At 62.8% G+C, this 17,539-nt stretch carries 17 protein-coding genes; 5 read left to right on the forward strand and 12 right to left on the reverse strand.

Features of this window, described 5'->3' with window-relative positions:
- Positions 1 to 29 precede the first annotated feature (29 nt).
- Positions 30 to 1,355: an NAD(P)/FAD-dependent oxidoreductase gene (locus tag VGG89_15495; GenBank protein HEY1977957.1), complete on the forward strand. Its 1,326-nt coding sequence runs from the start codon at positions 30 to 32 to the stop codon at positions 1,353 to 1,355.
- Positions 1,356 to 1,375: 20 nt separating this feature from the next.
- On the forward strand, positions 1,376 to 2,779 hold the full coding sequence (locus VGG89_15500) for a hypothetical protein (GenBank protein ID HEY1977958.1): 1,404 nt from the start codon (positions 1,376 to 1,378) through the stop codon (positions 2,777 to 2,779).
- A 4-nt stretch (positions 2,780 to 2,783) separates the two neighbouring features.
- Here VGG89_15500 and VGG89_15505 read toward each other — a convergent pair whose 3' ends face one another.
- From VGG89_15505 to VGG89_15520, 4 genes are read right to left on the reverse strand one after another with little or no spacing between them, the layout of a single operon-like run.
- Entirely contained in the window at positions 2,784 to 3,545 is a 762-nt protein-coding gene (locus VGG89_15505) for a M15 family metallopeptidase (GenBank protein HEY1977959.1), read from the reverse strand.
- Positions 3,542 to 4,366 (reverse strand): M55 family metallopeptidase, encoded by an 825-nt coding sequence (locus VGG89_15510; GenBank protein HEY1977960.1) that lies wholly within the window; start codon positions 4,364 to 4,366, stop codon positions 3,542 to 3,544. The genes VGG89_15505 and VGG89_15510 overlap by 4 nt, the downstream gene beginning before the upstream one ends.
- A 3-nt stretch (positions 4,367 to 4,369) precedes the next feature.
- A complete protein-coding gene (locus VGG89_15515) occupies positions 4,370 to 5,218 on the reverse strand; it encodes a M55 family metallopeptidase (GenBank protein HEY1977961.1) in 849 nt (282 codons plus the stop codon).
- A 54-nt stretch (positions 5,219 to 5,272) separates the two neighbouring features.
- Positions 5,273 to 5,713 carry a tetratricopeptide repeat protein gene (locus tag VGG89_15520; GenBank protein HEY1977962.1) on the reverse strand — a complete coding sequence of 147 codons (441 nt, stop codon included), beginning with the start codon at positions 5,711 to 5,713 and terminating at the stop codon, positions 5,273 to 5,275.
- A gap of 36 nt (positions 5,714 to 5,749) precedes the next feature.
- Between VGG89_15520 and VGG89_15525 the strand changes: the two genes are divergently transcribed.
- Positions 5,750 to 6,313, forward strand: a complete 564-nt coding sequence (locus VGG89_15525) for a SprT-like domain-containing protein (GenBank protein HEY1977963.1) — start codon at positions 5,750 to 5,752, stop codon at positions 6,311 to 6,313.
- On the opposite strand, the gene VGG89_15530 is transcribed toward VGG89_15525, so the two are convergent.
- Complete coding sequence (locus VGG89_15530; protein HEY1977964.1) at positions 6,310 to 6,756, reverse strand: GNAT family N-acetyltransferase; 447 nt, start codon at positions 6,754 to 6,756, stop codon at positions 6,310 to 6,312. The genes VGG89_15525 and VGG89_15530 overlap by 4 nt on opposite strands.
- An 81-nt stretch (positions 6,757 to 6,837) precedes the next feature.
- Between VGG89_15530 and fumC the strand changes: the two genes are divergently transcribed.
- Both fumC and VGG89_15540 read left to right on the forward strand, forming a co-directional pair.
- Positions 6,838 to 8,271, forward strand: a complete 1,434-nt coding sequence (fumC, locus tag VGG89_15535) for a class II fumarate hydratase (protein ID HEY1977965.1) — start codon at positions 6,838 to 6,840, stop codon at positions 8,269 to 8,271.
- Positions 8,272 to 8,318: 47 nt separating this feature from the next.
- The gene (locus tag VGG89_15540) at positions 8,319 to 10,058 is read left to right on the forward strand and encodes a diguanylate cyclase (GenBank protein HEY1977966.1); all 1,740 of its coding nucleotides are present in this window, start codon (positions 8,319 to 8,321) and stop codon (positions 10,056 to 10,058) included.
- Here VGG89_15540 and VGG89_15545 read toward each other — a convergent pair.
- Genes VGG89_15545 through der form a run of 7 tightly spaced genes read right to left on the reverse strand, consistent with a single transcriptional unit; the run spans position 10,055 to position 17,481 of the window.
- Positions 10,055 to 10,981: a hypothetical protein gene (locus VGG89_15545; GenBank protein ID HEY1977967.1), complete on the reverse strand. Its 927-nt coding sequence runs from the start codon at positions 10,979 to 10,981 to the stop codon at positions 10,055 to 10,057. The genes VGG89_15540 and VGG89_15545 overlap by 4 nt on opposite strands.
- Entirely contained in the window at positions 10,981 to 12,207 is a 1,227-nt protein-coding gene (locus VGG89_15550; protein ID HEY1977968.1) for an MFS transporter, read from the reverse strand. The genes VGG89_15545 and VGG89_15550 overlap by 1 nt, the downstream gene beginning before the upstream one ends.
- Positions 12,208 to 12,216: 9 nt before the next feature.
- On the reverse strand, positions 12,217 to 12,993 hold the full coding sequence (locus VGG89_15555) for a sulfite exporter TauE/SafE family protein (protein ID HEY1977969.1): 777 nt from the start codon (positions 12,991 to 12,993) through the stop codon (positions 12,217 to 12,219).
- A gap of 9 nt (positions 12,994 to 13,002) precedes the next feature.
- A complete protein-coding gene (locus tag VGG89_15560; protein ID HEY1977970.1) occupies positions 13,003 to 14,922 on the reverse strand; it encodes an adenylate/guanylate cyclase domain-containing protein in 1,920 nt (639 codons plus the stop codon).
- Between the two features lie 17 nt (positions 14,923 to 14,939).
- Positions 14,940 to 15,500, reverse strand: coding sequence for an elongation factor P (gene efp, locus VGG89_15565; GenBank protein ID HEY1977971.1), 561 nt, complete (start codon positions 15,498 to 15,500; stop codon positions 14,940 to 14,942).
- Positions 15,497 to 16,093 carry a glycerol-3-phosphate 1-O-acyltransferase PlsY gene (gene plsY, locus VGG89_15570; GenBank protein HEY1977972.1) on the reverse strand — a complete coding sequence of 199 codons (597 nt, stop codon included), beginning with the start codon at positions 16,091 to 16,093 and terminating at the stop codon, positions 15,497 to 15,499. The genes efp and plsY overlap by 4 nt, the downstream gene beginning before the upstream one ends.
- Positions 16,090 to 17,481, reverse strand: a complete 1,392-nt coding sequence (der, locus tag VGG89_15575; GenBank protein ID HEY1977973.1) for a ribosome biogenesis GTPase Der — start codon at positions 17,479 to 17,481, stop codon at positions 16,090 to 16,092. Before der ends, plsY begins: the two co-directional genes overlap by 4 nt.
- Between the last annotated feature and the right edge of the window lie 58 nt (positions 17,482 to 17,539).

Genomic DNA, 17,539 nt, shown 5'->3' on the forward strand with positions numbered 1-17,539 from the left:
CTCGCACTCTTCAACCGCGACTGCTGCGAGTGCCTGTTATTGTAATCGTGGGCGGCGGTTTCGCCGGAAGCGCGGTCGCCCGACAGCTCGAACGCCGCCTCGAACCGCGGGAAGCCGAAATCGTGCTGCTCAGCCGGGAGAACTACACGCTCTTCACGCCGATGCTGCCCGAGGTCACGGCCGGGGCGCTCGAGGTGCGCCACATCGTCACGCCGATTCGCACCGAGCTCCGCCACACGTCATTCGTCCTGGCCGACGTAACGGAAGTCGATACGAACCGCAGCCGCGTCGAATTTCGTCACGTGCTCACCGGCTTATCCGAAACGGTCGAGTACGATCACCTCGTCTTAGCTCTCGGATCGTCCACTTCGACCTTCGGACTGCCCGGCGTCGCTGAATACGCCTGGAGCATGAAGTCGCTCGAAGATGCCGACGCGCTGCGCAATCGCTTCGTCTGGCTGCTCGAACTGGCCGATACGCTGCCGCCGAGCGACCGGCGCGCATCGCTGCTCACGATCGCCGTCGTCGGCGGCGGGTTTACCGGCGTGGAGACGGCCGGCGAAATGGTCGAGCTGTTTCGCAGCGTCTTGCACTTTTATCCGCGGTTGAAACTCGAGGAAGTTCGCGTCGTGCTGCTCGAAGCGGGTGACACGCTGCTCGCCGGACTGCCGCGCAAGATGGGTGAATATTCGCGACGCAATCTGCAACGGCGCGGCGTCGAAATCATTTTGGGTGACGGCGTGGCGTCGGCCGACGAAAACGGACTTACCTTGCAGAGCGGGCGCCGCATCAACACGTCGACGATCGTTTGGAGTGCCGGCGTTGTTCCGTCGCCGATCGTCAAGCAGTGCGGATTGCCGGCGACCAAGCGCGGCGCCGTCGTTACGCGGTCCGATATGCGGGTGGCGACGATACCAAACGTGTGGGCTCTGGGCGATTGCGCCGCAATTCCCGACGGCGATGGCGGAACCTACCCGATGACGGCGCAGCACGCGATTCGCGAAGGGCCGCATCTCGCCGACAACCTCGTTGCAACGCTGCGGGGGCAGCCGACGACGGCGTTTGCTTACCGGTCGCTCGGGATGATGGCGTCACTAGGCGCTCGCCGCGCCGTTGCCCAACTGCCCGGCGATCGCGTGATCACGGGATTCATCGCCTGGTTCCTCTGGCGCAGCTACTACCTGTTGCGGCTGCCGGGCCTCGATCGTAAGCTGCGCGTCGCGTTCGATTGGACGCTCGACTTGATTTTCCCGAGGGATATCGCGGTGTTGCGGATGGGCACCCAGAGGGCCCCCGATGCCTCCTCAGGCCCTTCGACTTCGGCCCCTCCGGCCCACGCTCAGGATGACGGGTAGCGACGGCGAACGTTCATTCAATGGACCTCAAAGAGCCGATCGAGCGCCTGATCCGCGATCCGAAGGAGTTCACGCGCAACGTGCACTTCCCGGATCCGTCGCAGCTGCGCCTCTACGACGAGACCTTGCGCGACGGCGAACAGATGCCCGGCGTGTGTTACACGCCGCCGCAGAAGCTGGAGATCGCCAAAGTTCTCGCCGATATCGGCGTGCACGTCATGAGCGTGGGATTTCCAGCCGCCTCGGCCGGCGATCGGCGTACCTTGCAGCTGGTTATGGAAGCCAAACGCAAAGGCGAGTTGGGCGACGTCGAGATCGTCGTCATGTGCCGCAGCAACCGCAACGACATCGACGTCACCGTCAAGACGCTCAACGAAGCCGGAATCGAACCCAAAGAGGTCACCTTCTTCATCTTTACCAGCGGCAGCGATCTGCACTTGAAATATAAGATCGGGAAGACGCTGCTGCGCTTCGAAGGCCGCGACGAAAAAGATTGGCTCGACCTGCCGCTCGAGTTCTACCGCAACGCCAACGTCCGGTTGCAGTGCGATGCGATCGCGCACGCGCGCGACTACGGCATCGACCACATCGAGTTCGGAGCCGAGGACGGCTCGCGCGGCGACGTGGATTACTTCATCAGCTATTTCAAAGCCGGACTGGAGGCCGGCGGTACCCGGCCTGCGTGGCCCGATACGGTCGGTACGCTCACGCCCGAGGCGACCCGCTGGTACTGTTCGCGCATCGTACAAGGCCTGCCGAAGGGACTGCCGATCGTCGCGCACCTGCACAACGACTACGGGCTGGGTACGATCAACGCGATTACCGCGACGTCGTGCGGTTTCAAAGTCATTTCGGTCACCGCCAACGGGTACGGCGAGCGCGCCGGCAACGTGAAGCTCCACGAATACGCCGTCGCAATGCGCATTCTCTACGGCGTCGAAATTCCGGGATTTAAATATAACAAGCTGCGCGATCTCGCGCGCTTCATGGAACGCATGAGCGGCATCCCGATGCAGCAGCACGAGCCGATCGTCGGATCGAAGGTTTTCGCGCACGAGTCGGGCATTCACACGCACGCCGTGTTGATCGACCACCGTATGTACGAAGCGGTCCCCAGCGAGCTCGTCGGCGGCGAGACGAGTTTCGTTTTCGGCAAGCACTCGGGCGTCAATCTGGTCGAGCAGACGCTGCATAAGTGGCAATCCAAACTCGGCGACTCGGGCGTCGAGGTGACTGCGGAGCTGGCGCACCGCGTCACCGACGAGATCAAGCGGCTGCGCGAAGAGCGCGCGGCATCGAGTAAGAGCGAAGAGGCGATCGAAGCCTACGAACGGGCGATGCGCAGTTTATCGCTCAACGAAGCAGACGTGATCGACCTCGCCATGGCTTTAGGGAAACCTAAAGCGGCCGCCGCGACGGCTTAGTTCTTTAGCGACTTTCGATAGGGAAGTCGAAATAGGTCTTTGGAAACGGCTCCCACCGCAGCGTGTAGTGCCACCACTCTTCCTTGTGGCTGGTAAAACCGTGTTTGTGCATGACCGTCGCAAGCGTTTGCCGGTGCGATGCGGCGATCGGGCCGACGTCGGCGTCGGTGCGCGAGAGCTCGTCCATGCAATCGAACGTCGTACCCATATCGATCGATCCGTCGTGATAGCGTTCTCGATACGGGCCGACGCACGAGTACAGCGCGTCGCCTTTGGCGTAGCGGGGCAGATCGCGAAGCGGAAGGCGTTCGATCGTCACGTCGACGCTGCTTCCGCGCGAGTGCGCCGACTTGACGTCGAGGAAGCCGAGCGCGAAGAGCTTGGTTTTCGGGACGCGCGGATAAAACGCGGCTTTCATCGCCTGGTCCGACGGATTCTTGCTCCAGGCAACAAGGTCGCCGGTGGCGCGCGTTGGGGCGTAACAGTCGTAGACGCGCAGGGTCAGTCCGATGTCGCCGATCTCGCGCTGGGCGCCGGCCAGTGCTTGGGCGGCCTGTTTGGTGAGGACGCACTCAGGAGCGTCGTAACCGGCGATCGGACGGCCGACGAGATTATAGTCGCCGGCATAGCGCATGTCTTGAACGATCGACGGAGCGACGTCGGAAAGATACACGAAGCCGGGAGGCAGCGTTCCATGCGGTCGCGGCGTCGCGGCGAGAAGGCCGGCGAGCGCAGCGGCGCCGAGCGCCGCGCTCGAGCGTTTCACGCCTGCGCGCCCAAGCGCCATGTGGCGACGAACGCGCGAAAGACGACCGGAAAGTCGACGTGCTCGAACCGCACGCTGCGCGGCCCGGTGCGCGCGAATCCCGGAATCATCTCGACGAGATCGGCCTGCTCCGTCTTGGCCAGCGTGATTTCCAGCTGAATCGGCGGTTCGAAGCGATAGGGTTTTGCGGCTGCCGCATTTTCGATTGCGGCGCGCGCGCCGTCGCGAATCGCGCGCTGCGCCGCGGCCGGCGTCAGCGACGTGGCCGCAAACGTGCCGATCGACTCTTTGACGACGACGCCTTGTACCCAGGGCATCTGCCCGCGAACGCCTTCGACCGTCGTACGGTCGCCGGTGACGAGCAGCAGCGGAACGCCGGCGTGTCCGAGCAGTGCGGCGTTGAGCGTCGCTTCGCTGCACACGACGCCGTTGACCGACACGTCGTAGATCACCGACGGCGTGTAGGTGTGACCGAGAACCGCGTCCGCGTCGCCGATCGCGCCGTGGTAGCCGACGAAAAATGCTCCGCCGAACGACGGATCGGCGTCCTGCACCATCGAGTGCGGCTTCCGGTTGCCGAAGAGCACCCGCACGTCGGAAGGCATTTCGTCGAGAACGAGATTGCGCATTGGGCCGTGCGAGTCGTTCACGAGAACGTCGCCCGCGCCGGCCGCTCGCGCGCCTTCGATCGCGCTGCACACCTCTTGCGTGTAGTAGCGGCGGTAAATGGCGTACTCCGGATGGGGGGTGCGCGCGTCGACCTGTTCCCACGCGCACACGCCGGCCACGCCTTCCATATCGCAAGAAATGTAGACCTTCATATTTTACGCTCGCGCGTTCGCGGCGGCGCCAATGCGCGTAGCGACGATAAACGCCCGCAAAAGCATGCGGTAATCGTTGGCGCCGAAGCGCACGGCGCGCGTACCGATACGCCGGAACTCGGGCATCAGCTCGATCATGTCGGCGTGTTCCACGCCGAGGGTTTCGACGATCAGCTCGTAGGGCGGATCGAACGTGAATGGCTTGGCGTCGCCGATGCGCCCCATTGCCGCTCGAGCTCCGTCGCGAATCGCGTCCTGAGCGGCCTTCGGCGTCAGCGAGTTGACCGAAGAAAAGCCGATCGACTCTTTGACGGCCACGCCGACGGCCCACGGCAAATACTTCGCGGTCTCGTCGCAAATCGTTCGATCGCCGGTGAGCAGCACGACGGGAACACCGTAGCTTCCCGCCAGCGCCGCAAAGATCAGTGCCTCGCTGCATGGGATACCGTTGACGCTCACCGAGTATACGAGGTCGGTCATCGTGTGCGCGAGCGCGGCCGAATCGCCGGCTTTTGCGTGGTAGCCGGTGAGAAAGACCGCATTAAACCCGCCGTCGAGTGCTTGCCCCATCGAACGCGGCTTCGGTGCGCCCGACAGAATGCGCAGGCCGTCGTCCTGCGGCAGCTCGTCGAACAGCAGGTTGTGCATCGACCAGTGCGAGTCGTTGACGAGAATATCGGTCGCTCCGCCCGCGCGAGCGCCTTCGATCGCGGCGCGAATCTCTTGCGTCATGTAACGGCGGTAGATCGGATACTCGTGTGCGTTCGACGGATCGACTTGATTCCACGAACACACGCCCGCCGTACCCTCCATGTCAGAGGAAATGTAAATTTTCACATCAATCCAAGGCACAGGATGTGCCGTGTCATCCTGAGCGTAGCCATGGATGGCGAAGTCGAAGGGTGGTCATTGGGAGTTCGTTTCGCGTAAGGCTTCCTGCGCCTCTGCAAGACCCGTTTGCGCCGCGACGTTGCGCGGATTGGCCTTGAGCGCTTGGCGATAGAGCGGAACCGCGTCGGCGTACCGGTTCGCGGCGAGGTACATATCCGCGAGCTGCGTGATCGCGACGTCGTCGTCGGGATGCTTTGCAATCCGATCGCGCAACGTTTTGAGCTGCTCGGCGACGGCGGGCGGCGGACCGCCCTCGACGTTGTCTTGCGAGCCCTGCGATTGCTGCTGCGCGCCTGCGACCGTACCCGGCTTGGCAGCCTTGCCGAAGACCGAGCCCGTCACGCCGAACCCTTCGGCAACGAGATACGCCATAATAACGAGGAAAATCAAAGATACGACCGCGACGATCGGGAGTGCAATACGCGGCGGCAAGCCGCGCGACGGTTGTCTTGGCACCAAGAGTCGTTTGGACGCGCGGCGAAATAATCTTTCGTGACCGACAAATTGAGTCTACCGGCGGAATCAGAGCTTCAGCTTCTTTTTGCGCGGCTGAATTATCAGTTTTTTAACGGAGAGGTTCCCGACTGCCGCATTGCCTATAACGAGCGGTTCTCAAACTCCGCCGGCCGCATCAGTTACGGCAAGAATCCGCTGGTCATCGAGCTTTCGCCCAAGCATTTCCGCAAGTATCCCGGCGCGCTCGAGGAGACGCTGCTTCACGAAATGGTGCACGCGTGGTGTTACGCGCGCTACCGGGACACCGGCCATGGCCCGCTATTTAAGAAGAAGGCGCGCGAGTGCGGCATCACGTCGATCTATCACGAGCTCGGCAGCGTGCGCCCGCTCAACGAGTCGAGCAAGCGATACGTGCTGCGGTGCGAACACTGCGCCTTCGAAGTCCTGCGCAAGAAACGGCCCGGAAAGCCGGTGAGCTGCGCGCGTTGCAATAAGCGCCGCTTCGACGCGCGGTATCCGCTGACGATTTACGAGATCGTCGACATGCGCCCGATCGGGAACACGATCGAAGGCCTTCGCGCCGCCGAACGCGGCCATTAACACACGAGTCGATATAACTCGAAGACGTCGTCCTTGGCGAAGCCCAACTCACCGTAGAACTTGACCAGATGCGGTTCCGAGAACGGCAGCTCGACTAAAATCGCGCGCGCGCCGCTGCGTTTTGCGTAATCGACGCAGGCCGAGACCAAGTGCTTGCCGATTCCACGCTCGCGGAACCGTTCGTCGACGTAGAGGTCGCTCAGAAACCACTGGCGTTTGCAATACCACGACGAGAAGAGCGGGTAGAGCTGTAAAAAGCCGGTAGCCTGCTCGCGCTCGAAGGCCGCCAACACGACGGACTCGCCGCGTTCCAAGCGTTCGCCCAAAAACCGGCGCGAGGTCTCGAGATCCGGCTTTTCGGTGAAAAACTGCCGGTACGCGTCGAACAGGGGCGCGATCGCGTCGAGATCCTCGGGGGTCGCGGTCCGCACGGTCAGAGGCATGGGCGGCCAAGTACGATTCCCGGCAGGTTGCTACCTAGGTCCAGGCAGAGATCGGAGCCGGCGGGCGAAAATAATGCGGCTATGACGACTGCACGGGTTTCCCCCAACGGGGCCAAAACGCGTACCGAGACCGACTCGATGGGCAAGATCGAGGTCCCGGCCGATAAGTACTACGGCGCGCAATCCGCGCGTTCGCTCATACACTTCGACATCGGTGACGGCGTCTGGCCGCGCGACGTGATGCCCAAGCAGGTCATCCGCGCGATGGCCACCCTCAAGAAGGCGGCCGCGCTGGTCAACCGCGACCTCGGAAAGCTCGATGGCACCCAGAGCGATCTCATCGTGAAAGCCGCCGACGAGGTGATCGACGGCAAGCTCGACGCGCACTTTCCGCTGCGCGTGTGGCAAACCGGCTCGGGGACGCAGACGAACATGAACGTCAACGAGGTCATCAGCAACCGCGCGATCGAGATCGCGGGCGGCGAGATGGGCTCGAAGAAGCCGGTGCATCCCAACGACCACGTCAACATGTCGCAATCGTCCAACGACACGTTTCCGACGGCCATGCACATGGCTGCCGCCGAAGCGATGGTCGCGATGCTGCCGGCGGTAGAGAAACTGCGCGACGCCATCAACGAGAAGGCGAAGCAGTGGTCGCACATCGTCAAAGTCGGCCGCACGCATCTGCAGGATGCGACGCCGCTAACGCTCGGCCAAGAGTTCTCCGGATACGTGACGCAGCTCGATCGCGCCATGGTGGCGTGCAAAGAAGCTTTGCATCACCTATACGATCTCGCTATCGGCGGCACGGCCGTCGGCACCGGCCTCAACGCGCATCCCGAGTTCGGCGAGCGGACCGCCAAGAAGATCTCGGAGCTGACCGGATTACCGTTCCGCTCGCATCCGAACAAGTTCACGGCACTGGCGTCGCACGACGATTTCGTGTTCGCGTCGGGCGCGCTCAAGATGCTGGGCGCCGCGCTCATGAAGATCGCCAACGACGTCCGCTGGCTGGCTTCGGGCCCCCGCGCCGGCATCGGCGAGTTGGTTTTGCCGGAGAACGAGCCGGGCAGCTCGATCATGCCGGGCAAGGTCAATCCGACGCAGTCCGAAGCGATGACCATGGTGGTCGCACAGGTGTACGGCAACGATCTCGCGATTAGCTTCGGCGCGTCGCAGGGCAACTTCGAGCTCAACGTGTTCAACCCGGTGATGATCTACAACTTCCTGCACTCGTGCTCGCTGCTGCGCGACGCGTGCACGATGTTCCGCGAGCATGCGATCGAAGGACTCCAAGCCAACGAGGAACAGATCAAGAAGTACCTCGACGAGTCGCTGATGGTGGTCACGGCGCTCGCGCCGCACATCGGCTACGATAAGGCGGCGGAGATCGCCAAACACGCACACCATAAGAAGAAGACGCTCAAGGAAGCGGCGCTGGAACTGGGACACGTTACCGAGGAACAATACGACAAAGTCGTCGTTCCGAAGGAAATGACGTACCCCAAATCATGAATGATGCGGCATAGCCGCTGGGTCCCCCAAAGTAGCGAGCAACGCATATGACCGTCGTTGCCGCGATTGCTTTTGCCATCGCGCTCGTTTGCATCTGCTACGCGATCGCCGCACGCGGCCGCGAGCGGCGCTTTGCATCGATGTTCGAGAACAGCTCCGAGATGATGTGCATGTACGACGTCCACGGACATATCGTCAGGTTCAATCCGGCAGCCGTGCGGCGTCTGGGCGTGGGAAGCGAGCACGCGGGCAAGCACTTCAGCGTGCACGTTGCCGCCGAAGAGCGTGCCATGGTAGAGCATGCATTCGCGCAGACGCTTGCCGGCCAAGCCAACGAACTCGCAACCGTGTTCGTCGATGCCCGCAGCACGCGCATCCCGGTCGTGACGAATCTCGCCCCGATCGTCGTGCACGGTCGAACGGTCGGCGTCGTGGGATCCGCGCGCGACGTGAGCGCCGAGCAGCAGTACGAGCAGAACATGCTCGCCAGTCAGGAGCGCTACCGCGCGCTGTTCGAACAGAGCGCGCACGCGATGGCGGCGGTGAAACCCGACGGCACGATTTCCGCCATCAACGTCGCGATGGAGCGCCTCAGCGGCTATCGGAACGAGGAAATCGTGGGAAAGTCGGCGCTGATGTTTTCGCCGCCCGACCGCCGCGAGATGGCGCAGGAGCGATTGGCCGATCTCACCGTGCACCCCCGAGCGGTCGCCTACGACGCGACGCTCTTCTGTCGCGGCGATCACGAGATCCCCGTTTCCGTCGACGTGCTGCCCGTGCGCGTCAAGGAGCGCGTCGAAGCCTTTTATATGACGGTTAAGGATCTTACGCACGAACGCGCGCTGGCCAACCGGCTGACGGCAAAGGACGATCGATTCAGCGCGCTCTACCGCGTGGCTTCGTCCGCGGGCAGCGGCGGCACGCAAATCGATCGGGCGCTGGTGCTGGGAGCAGACTCGCTGGGCATGGCGTACGGGTTCGTGACGGAGCGCGGCGACGGCGGGTTCGTGGTCCGGCACCGGTTCGGTCCCGAAGACGGCTTGATTCCGTCCGCCGATGTCGGCGAGCGCCTCGCAGCAAGTCCGCGCGCGCTCGCATTCGACGACTTCGATGGCGGGAAGAGCTGCATCGGAAGCCGGATTTCGATTCGCGGCGAGACTTACGGTACGCTCGTGTTTCTCGATTTGCGTCCGCGCGAGCTGCAGTTCGATCAATCCGATCTCGATTTCATCGATCTTCTGGTCGTCCTCGTCGGCGGTGCCGTCGCACGCGAAATCGACGATCGCGAGCTCGAGGCGCATTCGCTGCGCGACCCGCTTACGGGCTTGCCCAACCGTACGAAGCTGGATCAGGAAATCACCCGCTCGATCGCGCGCGCACGCCGCTCGCAAGACGGGTTCGCGCTGCACTTCATCGATCTGGATCGCTTCAAGCCGATCAACGACGAGTGGGGACACGAGTCGGGCGACCTGGTTCTTCAACAGATCGCGCAGCGTCTGAACGAGATCGTTCGCAGCGCCGACCTGGTCGCGCGCATCGGCGGCGACGAGTTCGTCGTGCTTCAGGCGGGCGTCAAAGATACTGCGTCGACCGCCGAATTCGCGCAACGCGTCGCCGCGGCCGTCCGCAAGCCGATTCGGCTGGACGACGAGCGTACCGCTTCGGTGGGGTGCAGCATCGGGCTCGCGTTCTTTCCGAAAGACGGCACGACGCCGGCAGCGTTGATTCGCGCCGCCGACGCCGCCATGTATCGCGCGAAGGAGCGCGGCCGCTCCGAAACGCCCTAAAGCCCCTCGATCGAAAACGCCGCGGCGTCGCCGCGATAGGTTCCGATGCCCACGATGCCGCCGTCGGGGGCGAAGGCGTATCCGCACTCAAAGCGCCACCCCGGAGCGCGCACGAGGTCGTCGAGGCGATGCAGCGATCCGTTGACCCAAAGAAATGCGTAGTGACGTCCGTCGCCGTCTTCGATCATGCCGATGACCCGGTCGCGCGAATCGATAGCGTACGCGACGCTCGCGGCGGCCGAGTTCGCGGGTTCGATCGCCGATCCGCCGATCCACGCGCGCGCGTGCGATGCGGCGGCGAATGCCGCTCCCTTGCCCGGCGGAACGTCGGCGCCGGCGGCGTCTCCGGCGGCGGTAATCCCGATGGCAACCCCGGGTCCCAGCGCCTCGCGCGTACGGTCGTGCCAGCGCATCGCCACGAAGCGTTCGTTTTGCGAAACGACGTTCGAGGGCGCCGGAACGCCGTTGATGTAGGCGGTATATCCGGCCGTATACAGGCCGGCCGTTGCAAGCGCGACGCCGTTGCCCATATTCAAGCATTGATTGCTGCGCAGGTGGAGCACGACCGGCGCGTACTGTCCCGACGTGTCGTCGAGATCGACGATCGCCGGAGATTGCATCGTGGCGATGACCGAGCCGTCGCTCAGCGTCCCCGCCAGCACCGGCCCGAGCGACGATTGCGGAAAGTTCTCGCACAGGCGCCGCAGGTCGCCGAGCACCTGCGCGTCGCCGATTGGCGCGACCGGCCGCGCTCCGTGCCAAACGACGGTGCGCGTGAGGTATCCCCGAACGGTAACGACGGCCGAAACCTCACCGCGGGCCGATACCGTCATCAGCGCGCGCCCTCCGAACGGATCGATCGTCGCGTGGTTTGGCAGCTTGAGGAGATGCACCGTTATCGCGGCGAGGACCAGAGCGTGCATCAACGCGTCTCGTTTCGCAGCGTCGGAATCGATACGGCGACGGCGGCGATGACGATGTAGCCGACCGCGCCGATCCACATCGCCGCGAGCGGCGAATATTTATCGGATACGTAGCCAAAAATCAATACGCCCGGCGCAATCGACGAGAGGACGATCAGCCGCACGGCACCCATGACTCGGCCGATCATCGCTTCGGGCGAGACGCGCATGCGAAAACCGATGATCTGCGCGACTTCGAAGTTGGCGACGGTGTTCGCTGCCGCCCAGAAGGCCGCTGCTAGCCAGAGATTCTTCGTCAGCACGACGGGTATGAAAATGAGGGCGTCAATCGCGTACGCCATGGTGAGGGCGCGTCCGAACGGCCAGCGGCGCGCGAACTTCGCGGCAAACGCCGCCCCGGCTACGGCTCCGCCGGCGGCAATGCCCAGAAAGATACCCACCTGCTGATCCGTCGCGCCAAAGCCTTTTTTCAGAAAGGGAATTAATATTGCATAGCAACCGAAACCGAAGAAGTTGAACGCGAGGCCGGCGAGCGTTTGAACTCGCATGGTGAGGTCGCCCCAGAGCTGTTGGAATCCGAGCATCACGTCGTTGCGCAGTTGAGCGAGCGACGGCAATCCGCCGGCGGTCTCGGGGCCGAGTGTCCCGATGCGCGACAGCGAGATTTGCGAAGCAAGGTAGGTCAGCGCATTGAGCGTTAACGCCGGAAGCGGACCGAAGTACGCGAACAAGGCACCCCCGACGACCGGTGCGACCAGGTTCGACGTGTTTTCCGAAGCGATCAGCACCGCGATGGCTTCCGTCGACCGTTCGCGTCCGAGCATGTAGGGGATACTCGACGATTGTCCGCCTAAAAAGGCGGCGGCGCAGGTCGAGATGACCACTAATCCGCCGTAGATCATCGGCAGCGTGAGGAAGTGCAACCAGTAGGCGATCGCAAAGAACGCCATGACGGCAAAGCGCACGGCGTCGCAGCCGATCATCAGCTTGCGGCGGTCGAGCCGATCGGCCAACGATCCGCCGATCAATGCGAAGACGGAGAACGGCACGGTCTCGCAGATGAAGGCGCCGCCGGTCGACAGCGCCGAGTGCGTCAAGTGATAGGCCAGCAGCGGAACGGCGAGCGTGCGCAAGCCGTCGCCCAGCATGCTGAGCGACTGCCCGATGAAATACTGTCGAAAAGCGCGCGAGCGAAAGATGCTCGGCGCGGCCTGCGCGGAAAGCATCGAACTCCTCTAAAGGTGTTTCCAGATCAAACTTACGGCGGCAATGGCCAATGCTACTGCGACGGCGATGAGAAGTTGAGGAGATTTCAGTCGCAGCGAGAGCCGCGCGCCGATTGGACCGCCCAGCAGGCCGCCGAGAATCAGCGGAATCGCACCGCTGACGTCAACGTCACGCTCCCACGCGTGCGTTGCCAAACCCACCGGCGACGTCAGGAGGATCGCAAACTGGGACGTCGCGCCGATCGCGTGTGCTGGGAGTTCTGAGAAGTACAGCAAGGTCGGCACCAGCACGATGCCGCCGCCCAATCCGAAAAGGCTGGAAAACAGACCGATGACCAAACCGATCCCGAACGCCGCGCGATGCGACATACCTTTGAGGCGCGCGACGTGGTAGTGCTCCGGCCTGCCCGCGAGGCGGCGTTCCGCGTTCCAGAACATATCGACGGCGACCGCGACCAAGATCGCGGCTAGGATCCAATCGAAGAGCTTCGCCGGCATATGCAGCGCCAAAATCGCGCCGAGTATGCTGGTCGGCAATCCGCCGAGCGCGATGATGAGCCCGATCTTTACGTGGACGCGCCGATGCCAAAGATACGTGGCGACGCTGCTCGCACTGTTGGCCACGATGAGCACGAGCGATGTGCCGGCGGCTTCGGCCGGTGCGAATCCGAGAAACAGCCGCAGAATGGGGACGAAGATGAATCCGCCGCCCAAGCCGACCATCGAGCCGAAGACGCTCGCGACGAACGCCGCGGCGAAGAGTTCCACCCCACCGCGCGTCAGCATAGCGGTTTCTTAGGCCGGCTGTAACTCGGGGGGAGCCGGCGGAGGCGATGCCGGGGTCCCTGCCGCTTTAAGGCTCTTGACGTTGTAGATCTTGATGGGCTGAACTTTGCCTTTTACCGCGACCGGCTCGAGTTCGTCAACGTCGACGATCTCTTTGCATTCCGAATAGGTCGACTCGCTGATAATGATTTCGCCGCCTTTGGCGACGTTATACAAACGCGCCGCCACGTTGACGTTGTCGCCGATGACGGTGTAGTTCATGCGCGAACTGGCACCCAGGTTGCCCATCACGAGCTCGCCGGTGTTGATCCCCATGCCTACCGTGAACTCTTTTTTGCCCTCGGCTTTCCACTTTGCCGACAACTCGAGGATCTTCTCTTGCTGCTTGACCGCGGAGATGACGGCGTTCTTCGCGTCGTCGGGCGTTTGATACGGCGCCGAGAAGACCGCCATGACGCAGTCGCCGATGAACTTGTCGACATAGCCGCCGTACTCGAAGATGATGTTGCACATCTCTTCGAAGTACTCGTTGAGCTGCGTGTAGATCTCTTCCGGGGTCATCGTTTCGCTCATCGACGTGAAGCCGCGAATGTCGCTGTAGAAAATCGTCGCCTTGACGCGTTTGCCCTTGAGCGCGAGCGCCCCCTTCGGGTCGTCTTGCTTGAGGATGTCTGCCACGATCGCCGGGCTAACGTGCATGCCGAACATGTTGGTCACCATGCGCCGCTGCGAGCCCTCGTTGATCACGCGGTAGATCGCCACGAACATCGTGCCCAGAATCATCGCGCCGACGACGTGGACCAAGTCGATCCAAATCAGGAGCTTGACGAAAATCGCCAAGTTCAGGTAGGCGTAAACGACGGTAGCAAACAGCGAAATGAGAATCGCTTGCGACGTCCGCATCAGCGTGAACGATACGGCGGCCAGCAGCGGCAGTCCGATAGCCAGCAAAATGTCGAACCAAATGGGTGCGACTCGCAGGAAATACCCGCGCATCAGTTGGTCGGCAAAACGGGCGTTGATGAAAAGTCCCGGACGGCGTCCGCGCGCGGTATCCGCATAGTCGGTCAGGGCCGTAGCCGTTCCACCGATGTAAATGATCGCGCCCTTTGCGAAAACGCGAAGCTCGCTGACGCTCATTGAGTAGGTGCTTGAAAACGATTCGATACCACGACCCGGATATTCGGGCTGCAGCGTCTCTGTTTCGGTTTCTAGGTCTTGGTGATGCTGCATTCGGGGCGGCAGAAGCAGCATAACGCCCTGGTACGTCGGAACGGCCTGCAGATTGAGAGGCTTTCCATAAAACGTCGACACGCCGGCCGCGGCGAGTGCATAGAAGTGCTGGTTGCTGTGTTCGCCCGTGCTGCCCGTATCGATCTCGATGGGTTGGCCGATGACGTAGCCGCCGGGCGTATCGAGGGTGGTATGGCCGAGCGCAGCCGCGTAGGGCGCTAACGCCGGATCGGTGGCCTCAACGCCGATCTGGCCGGTGGAGGTCGTATTTACCGTATATCCGAGGACGGAAGGCATGGCGCGCAATCCGTCCGCGAAACATTTGTCGTCCTGCGGACCGAAGCGGCTCGGGTTGAGAAAGTCGATATCGAAGACGACGGTCTTAGCGCCGGCCGCTTTGAGTTTCTTTACGAGCTGTCCGTAATAGCAGCGCGGGAACGGAAAGCCCATCTTCTTGTAGGTGATATCGTCGACGTCGATGATGCCGATATTTGGGTTTGGCTCGCCATCGTAAGCCGGTTGGCCGAAGCCGAGCTGCTGCGAGTAATCCATGACGCCGACGTGGGCTACCAAGTCGGCGATTCGATTGGCTAATGGGAAAGTACTGAGCGGGAGAAGCTGGAGCGTTTCGCCGATGGCGCTTGCGAGCGCGCCAAGGGCTAAGGCGATGACGAGTGCGCGGACCTTAGCCGGCATGAGCTCCTCCTCTTACGTTAGTTCGCTCTACCTATGTATCGGCGGTCGCGGGTGTCGATGCGAATGACGTTGCCGCTCTCGACGAAGAGGGGGACCTGAACGGTCGCGCCCGTCTCGAGCTTGGCCGGCTTGGTCGTGTTAGTGGCGGTGTCGCCCTTGAAGCCGGGATCGGTTTCGACGATCTTCAACTCGACGTGCGCCGGAAGGTCGACGCCGATTGGTGTGCCGTCGTGAAACTGCACGTCGACGACCATGCCGTCTTTGAGAAAGTCGGCCGGACCGCCGATGAGGTCGCGCTGGATGGTGACGTTTTCGAACGACTCCTGATCCATGAAGTGGAACCCGTCCGCGTCGTTATAAAGCATCTGCATCGAGCGGTTGTCCACGGTCGCGCGCTCGAGTTTTTCGCCGGCGCGGAACGTGCGCTCCAAGGTCGTGCCGGTTTTCACGTTCTTGAGGCGCGTGCGGACGAAGGCCGACCCTTTTCCAGGCTTGACGTGCAGGAACTCGATGACGGTCCAGAGGTTCCCGTCCACGACGATCGTCACGCCGTTACGGAGATCGTTCGACGAAATCATAGGGGCCTGGGCTTCGACAGGCGGATAGGGCCTTCCGTCCCGGCGCGGATGCGACCGATGTTGTCACGGTGCTTGAATACGATAAGTATCGCAGCGAAAACCCCATATGCCGTCTCCACGATCGACCCCGTAACGAACCACAGCGCGATCGGTGCGAGGATGCTGCCGAACATCGAGCCGACCGACGAGTAACGCGTGATCGCGGCGCCGGCAATCCATCCCGCGACCGCGACGAGTCCGGCCGGCCAGCACAATCCGAAGATCGCACCGAACGACGTCGCGACGCCTTTGCCGCCTTTGAACTTCAGCCACGGCGAATAGCAATGACCCAGCACCGCGCCCGCAGCGACGATTGCAGCGTAAACGTGTCCGAAGTACGCGTTCGCCAAAAATGCCGGTACGAAGCCCTTGAGCGCGTCGAGCAGCAGAACGGCAGCGGCTCCGCCTTTTCCGAGCGTGCGCAGCGCGTTCATCGCGCCGATATTCCCCGAGCCCTGCGTGCGAATATCGGTACGGTAGAAGAAGCGTCCGATAACGTAACCGAATGGAACCGACCCGATGAGGAAAGCGAGGATGAAAGCGACGGCTATCACGCTTCGGGATCCGTTTCGCGGCGCGGACGGAACTCCAGGGTCAACGGCACGCCTTCGAAATCGAAGTGCTGGCGCAGGATGTTTTCGATAAAGCGCCGGTAGTGCGTTACGACCAAGTCCGGATCGTTGCAGTGAAAGATGAACAGCGGCGGATGCGTTGCCGGCTGCGTCGCGTAGTAAATCTTGAACAATCGGCCGCCGACGGCAGGAGCCGGATGCGCGAGCACGGCGTCGCGTACGATCGAATTGAGCGGCGCGGTCGCGATCCTGCGATCGAGGTTCTCGGCTACGCGATTGACGACCGGCATCAGGCTTCCGAGCCGGCGGTGCGTCTTTGCCGACAAAAACGTGATCGGCGCGAAGCGCGCGAACGGAATTAAGTCCGCAATCGCATTGGCGAGCTCGCCCTGACTGTAGTCGCCGCCTTGCTCGCGCACCAGATCCCACTTGTTGCCGACGAGGATGAGCCCTTTACGTTCTTCGATGGCGATGCCCGCGAGCCGGCGGTCCTGTGCGGTCACGCCGGTCATTGCGTCGAAGACGAGCAGCGCGATATCGCAGCGAGCGATCGCGTTGAGCGAACGCAGCGCCGAGTAGTACTCGATCGCACCGTGCGCCTCGGGTTTCTTGCGAACGCCGGCCGTATCGATCAAGCGAATCTTGCGATCGTGCAAAGTAAGGAGCGTGTCGATGGCGTCTCGCGTGGTTCCCGGAACCTCGGAGACGATCGCGCGTTCCTCACCCAGCAGCGCGTTGAGCAGCGAACTCTTTCCGACGTTCGGACGTCCGATGATCGCCAGCGCGAGCTCGCCGGCGGGCGTCGCGTCCGGCGCTTCGGGCGGCAGCAGGTCGACGACGCGATCGAGCAGATCGCCGGTGCCTTCACCGTGGATTGCCGACACGGCAACCGGTTCGCCAAAACCCAAGCGCGAGAACTCGGCGTGCACCGACGCGGCGGCGCTGGGTGACTCCGCTTTATTGGCCACGAGAACGATCGGGCGGCGTTTCGCGCGCAAGATGCGCGCGACGTCGTCGTCGAGCGGATGCAGCCCGGTCTGCGCGTCGACCACGAAGACCACGACCTCGGCTTCTTCCGCCGCGGCCTCGGCTTGGCGTCGCGTCGCCTCGGCGAACTGCTCGCCGTGCGCGACGTCGGCGTCGGGATCGATACCGGCGGTATCGACGACGGAGAACACGCGTCCGCGCCAGTCGCATAGAGCGTACAAGCGGTCGCGCGTCACGCCGGGCGTATCCTCGACGATCGCCAGTCGCTGGCCAATCAGCCGGTTGAAGAGCGCGCTCTTGCCGACGTTCGGGCGCCCCACGATGGCGACGGTGGAAGGGTGCAGCGCGCCGCCGGCAACGTCGGAGAGGGGTTCGGTATCCACGAGGCCCGTTGTGTTAGACGCGGGGTGAAGGCGCCCCCACCCGTCGAATCACCCCCGG

The organism is Candidatus Baltobacteraceae bacterium (genome assembly GCA_036488875.1).
In the GTDB taxonomy this organism is placed as follows: domain Bacteria; phylum Vulcanimicrobiota; class Vulcanimicrobiia; order Vulcanimicrobiales; family Vulcanimicrobiaceae; genus JAFAHZ01.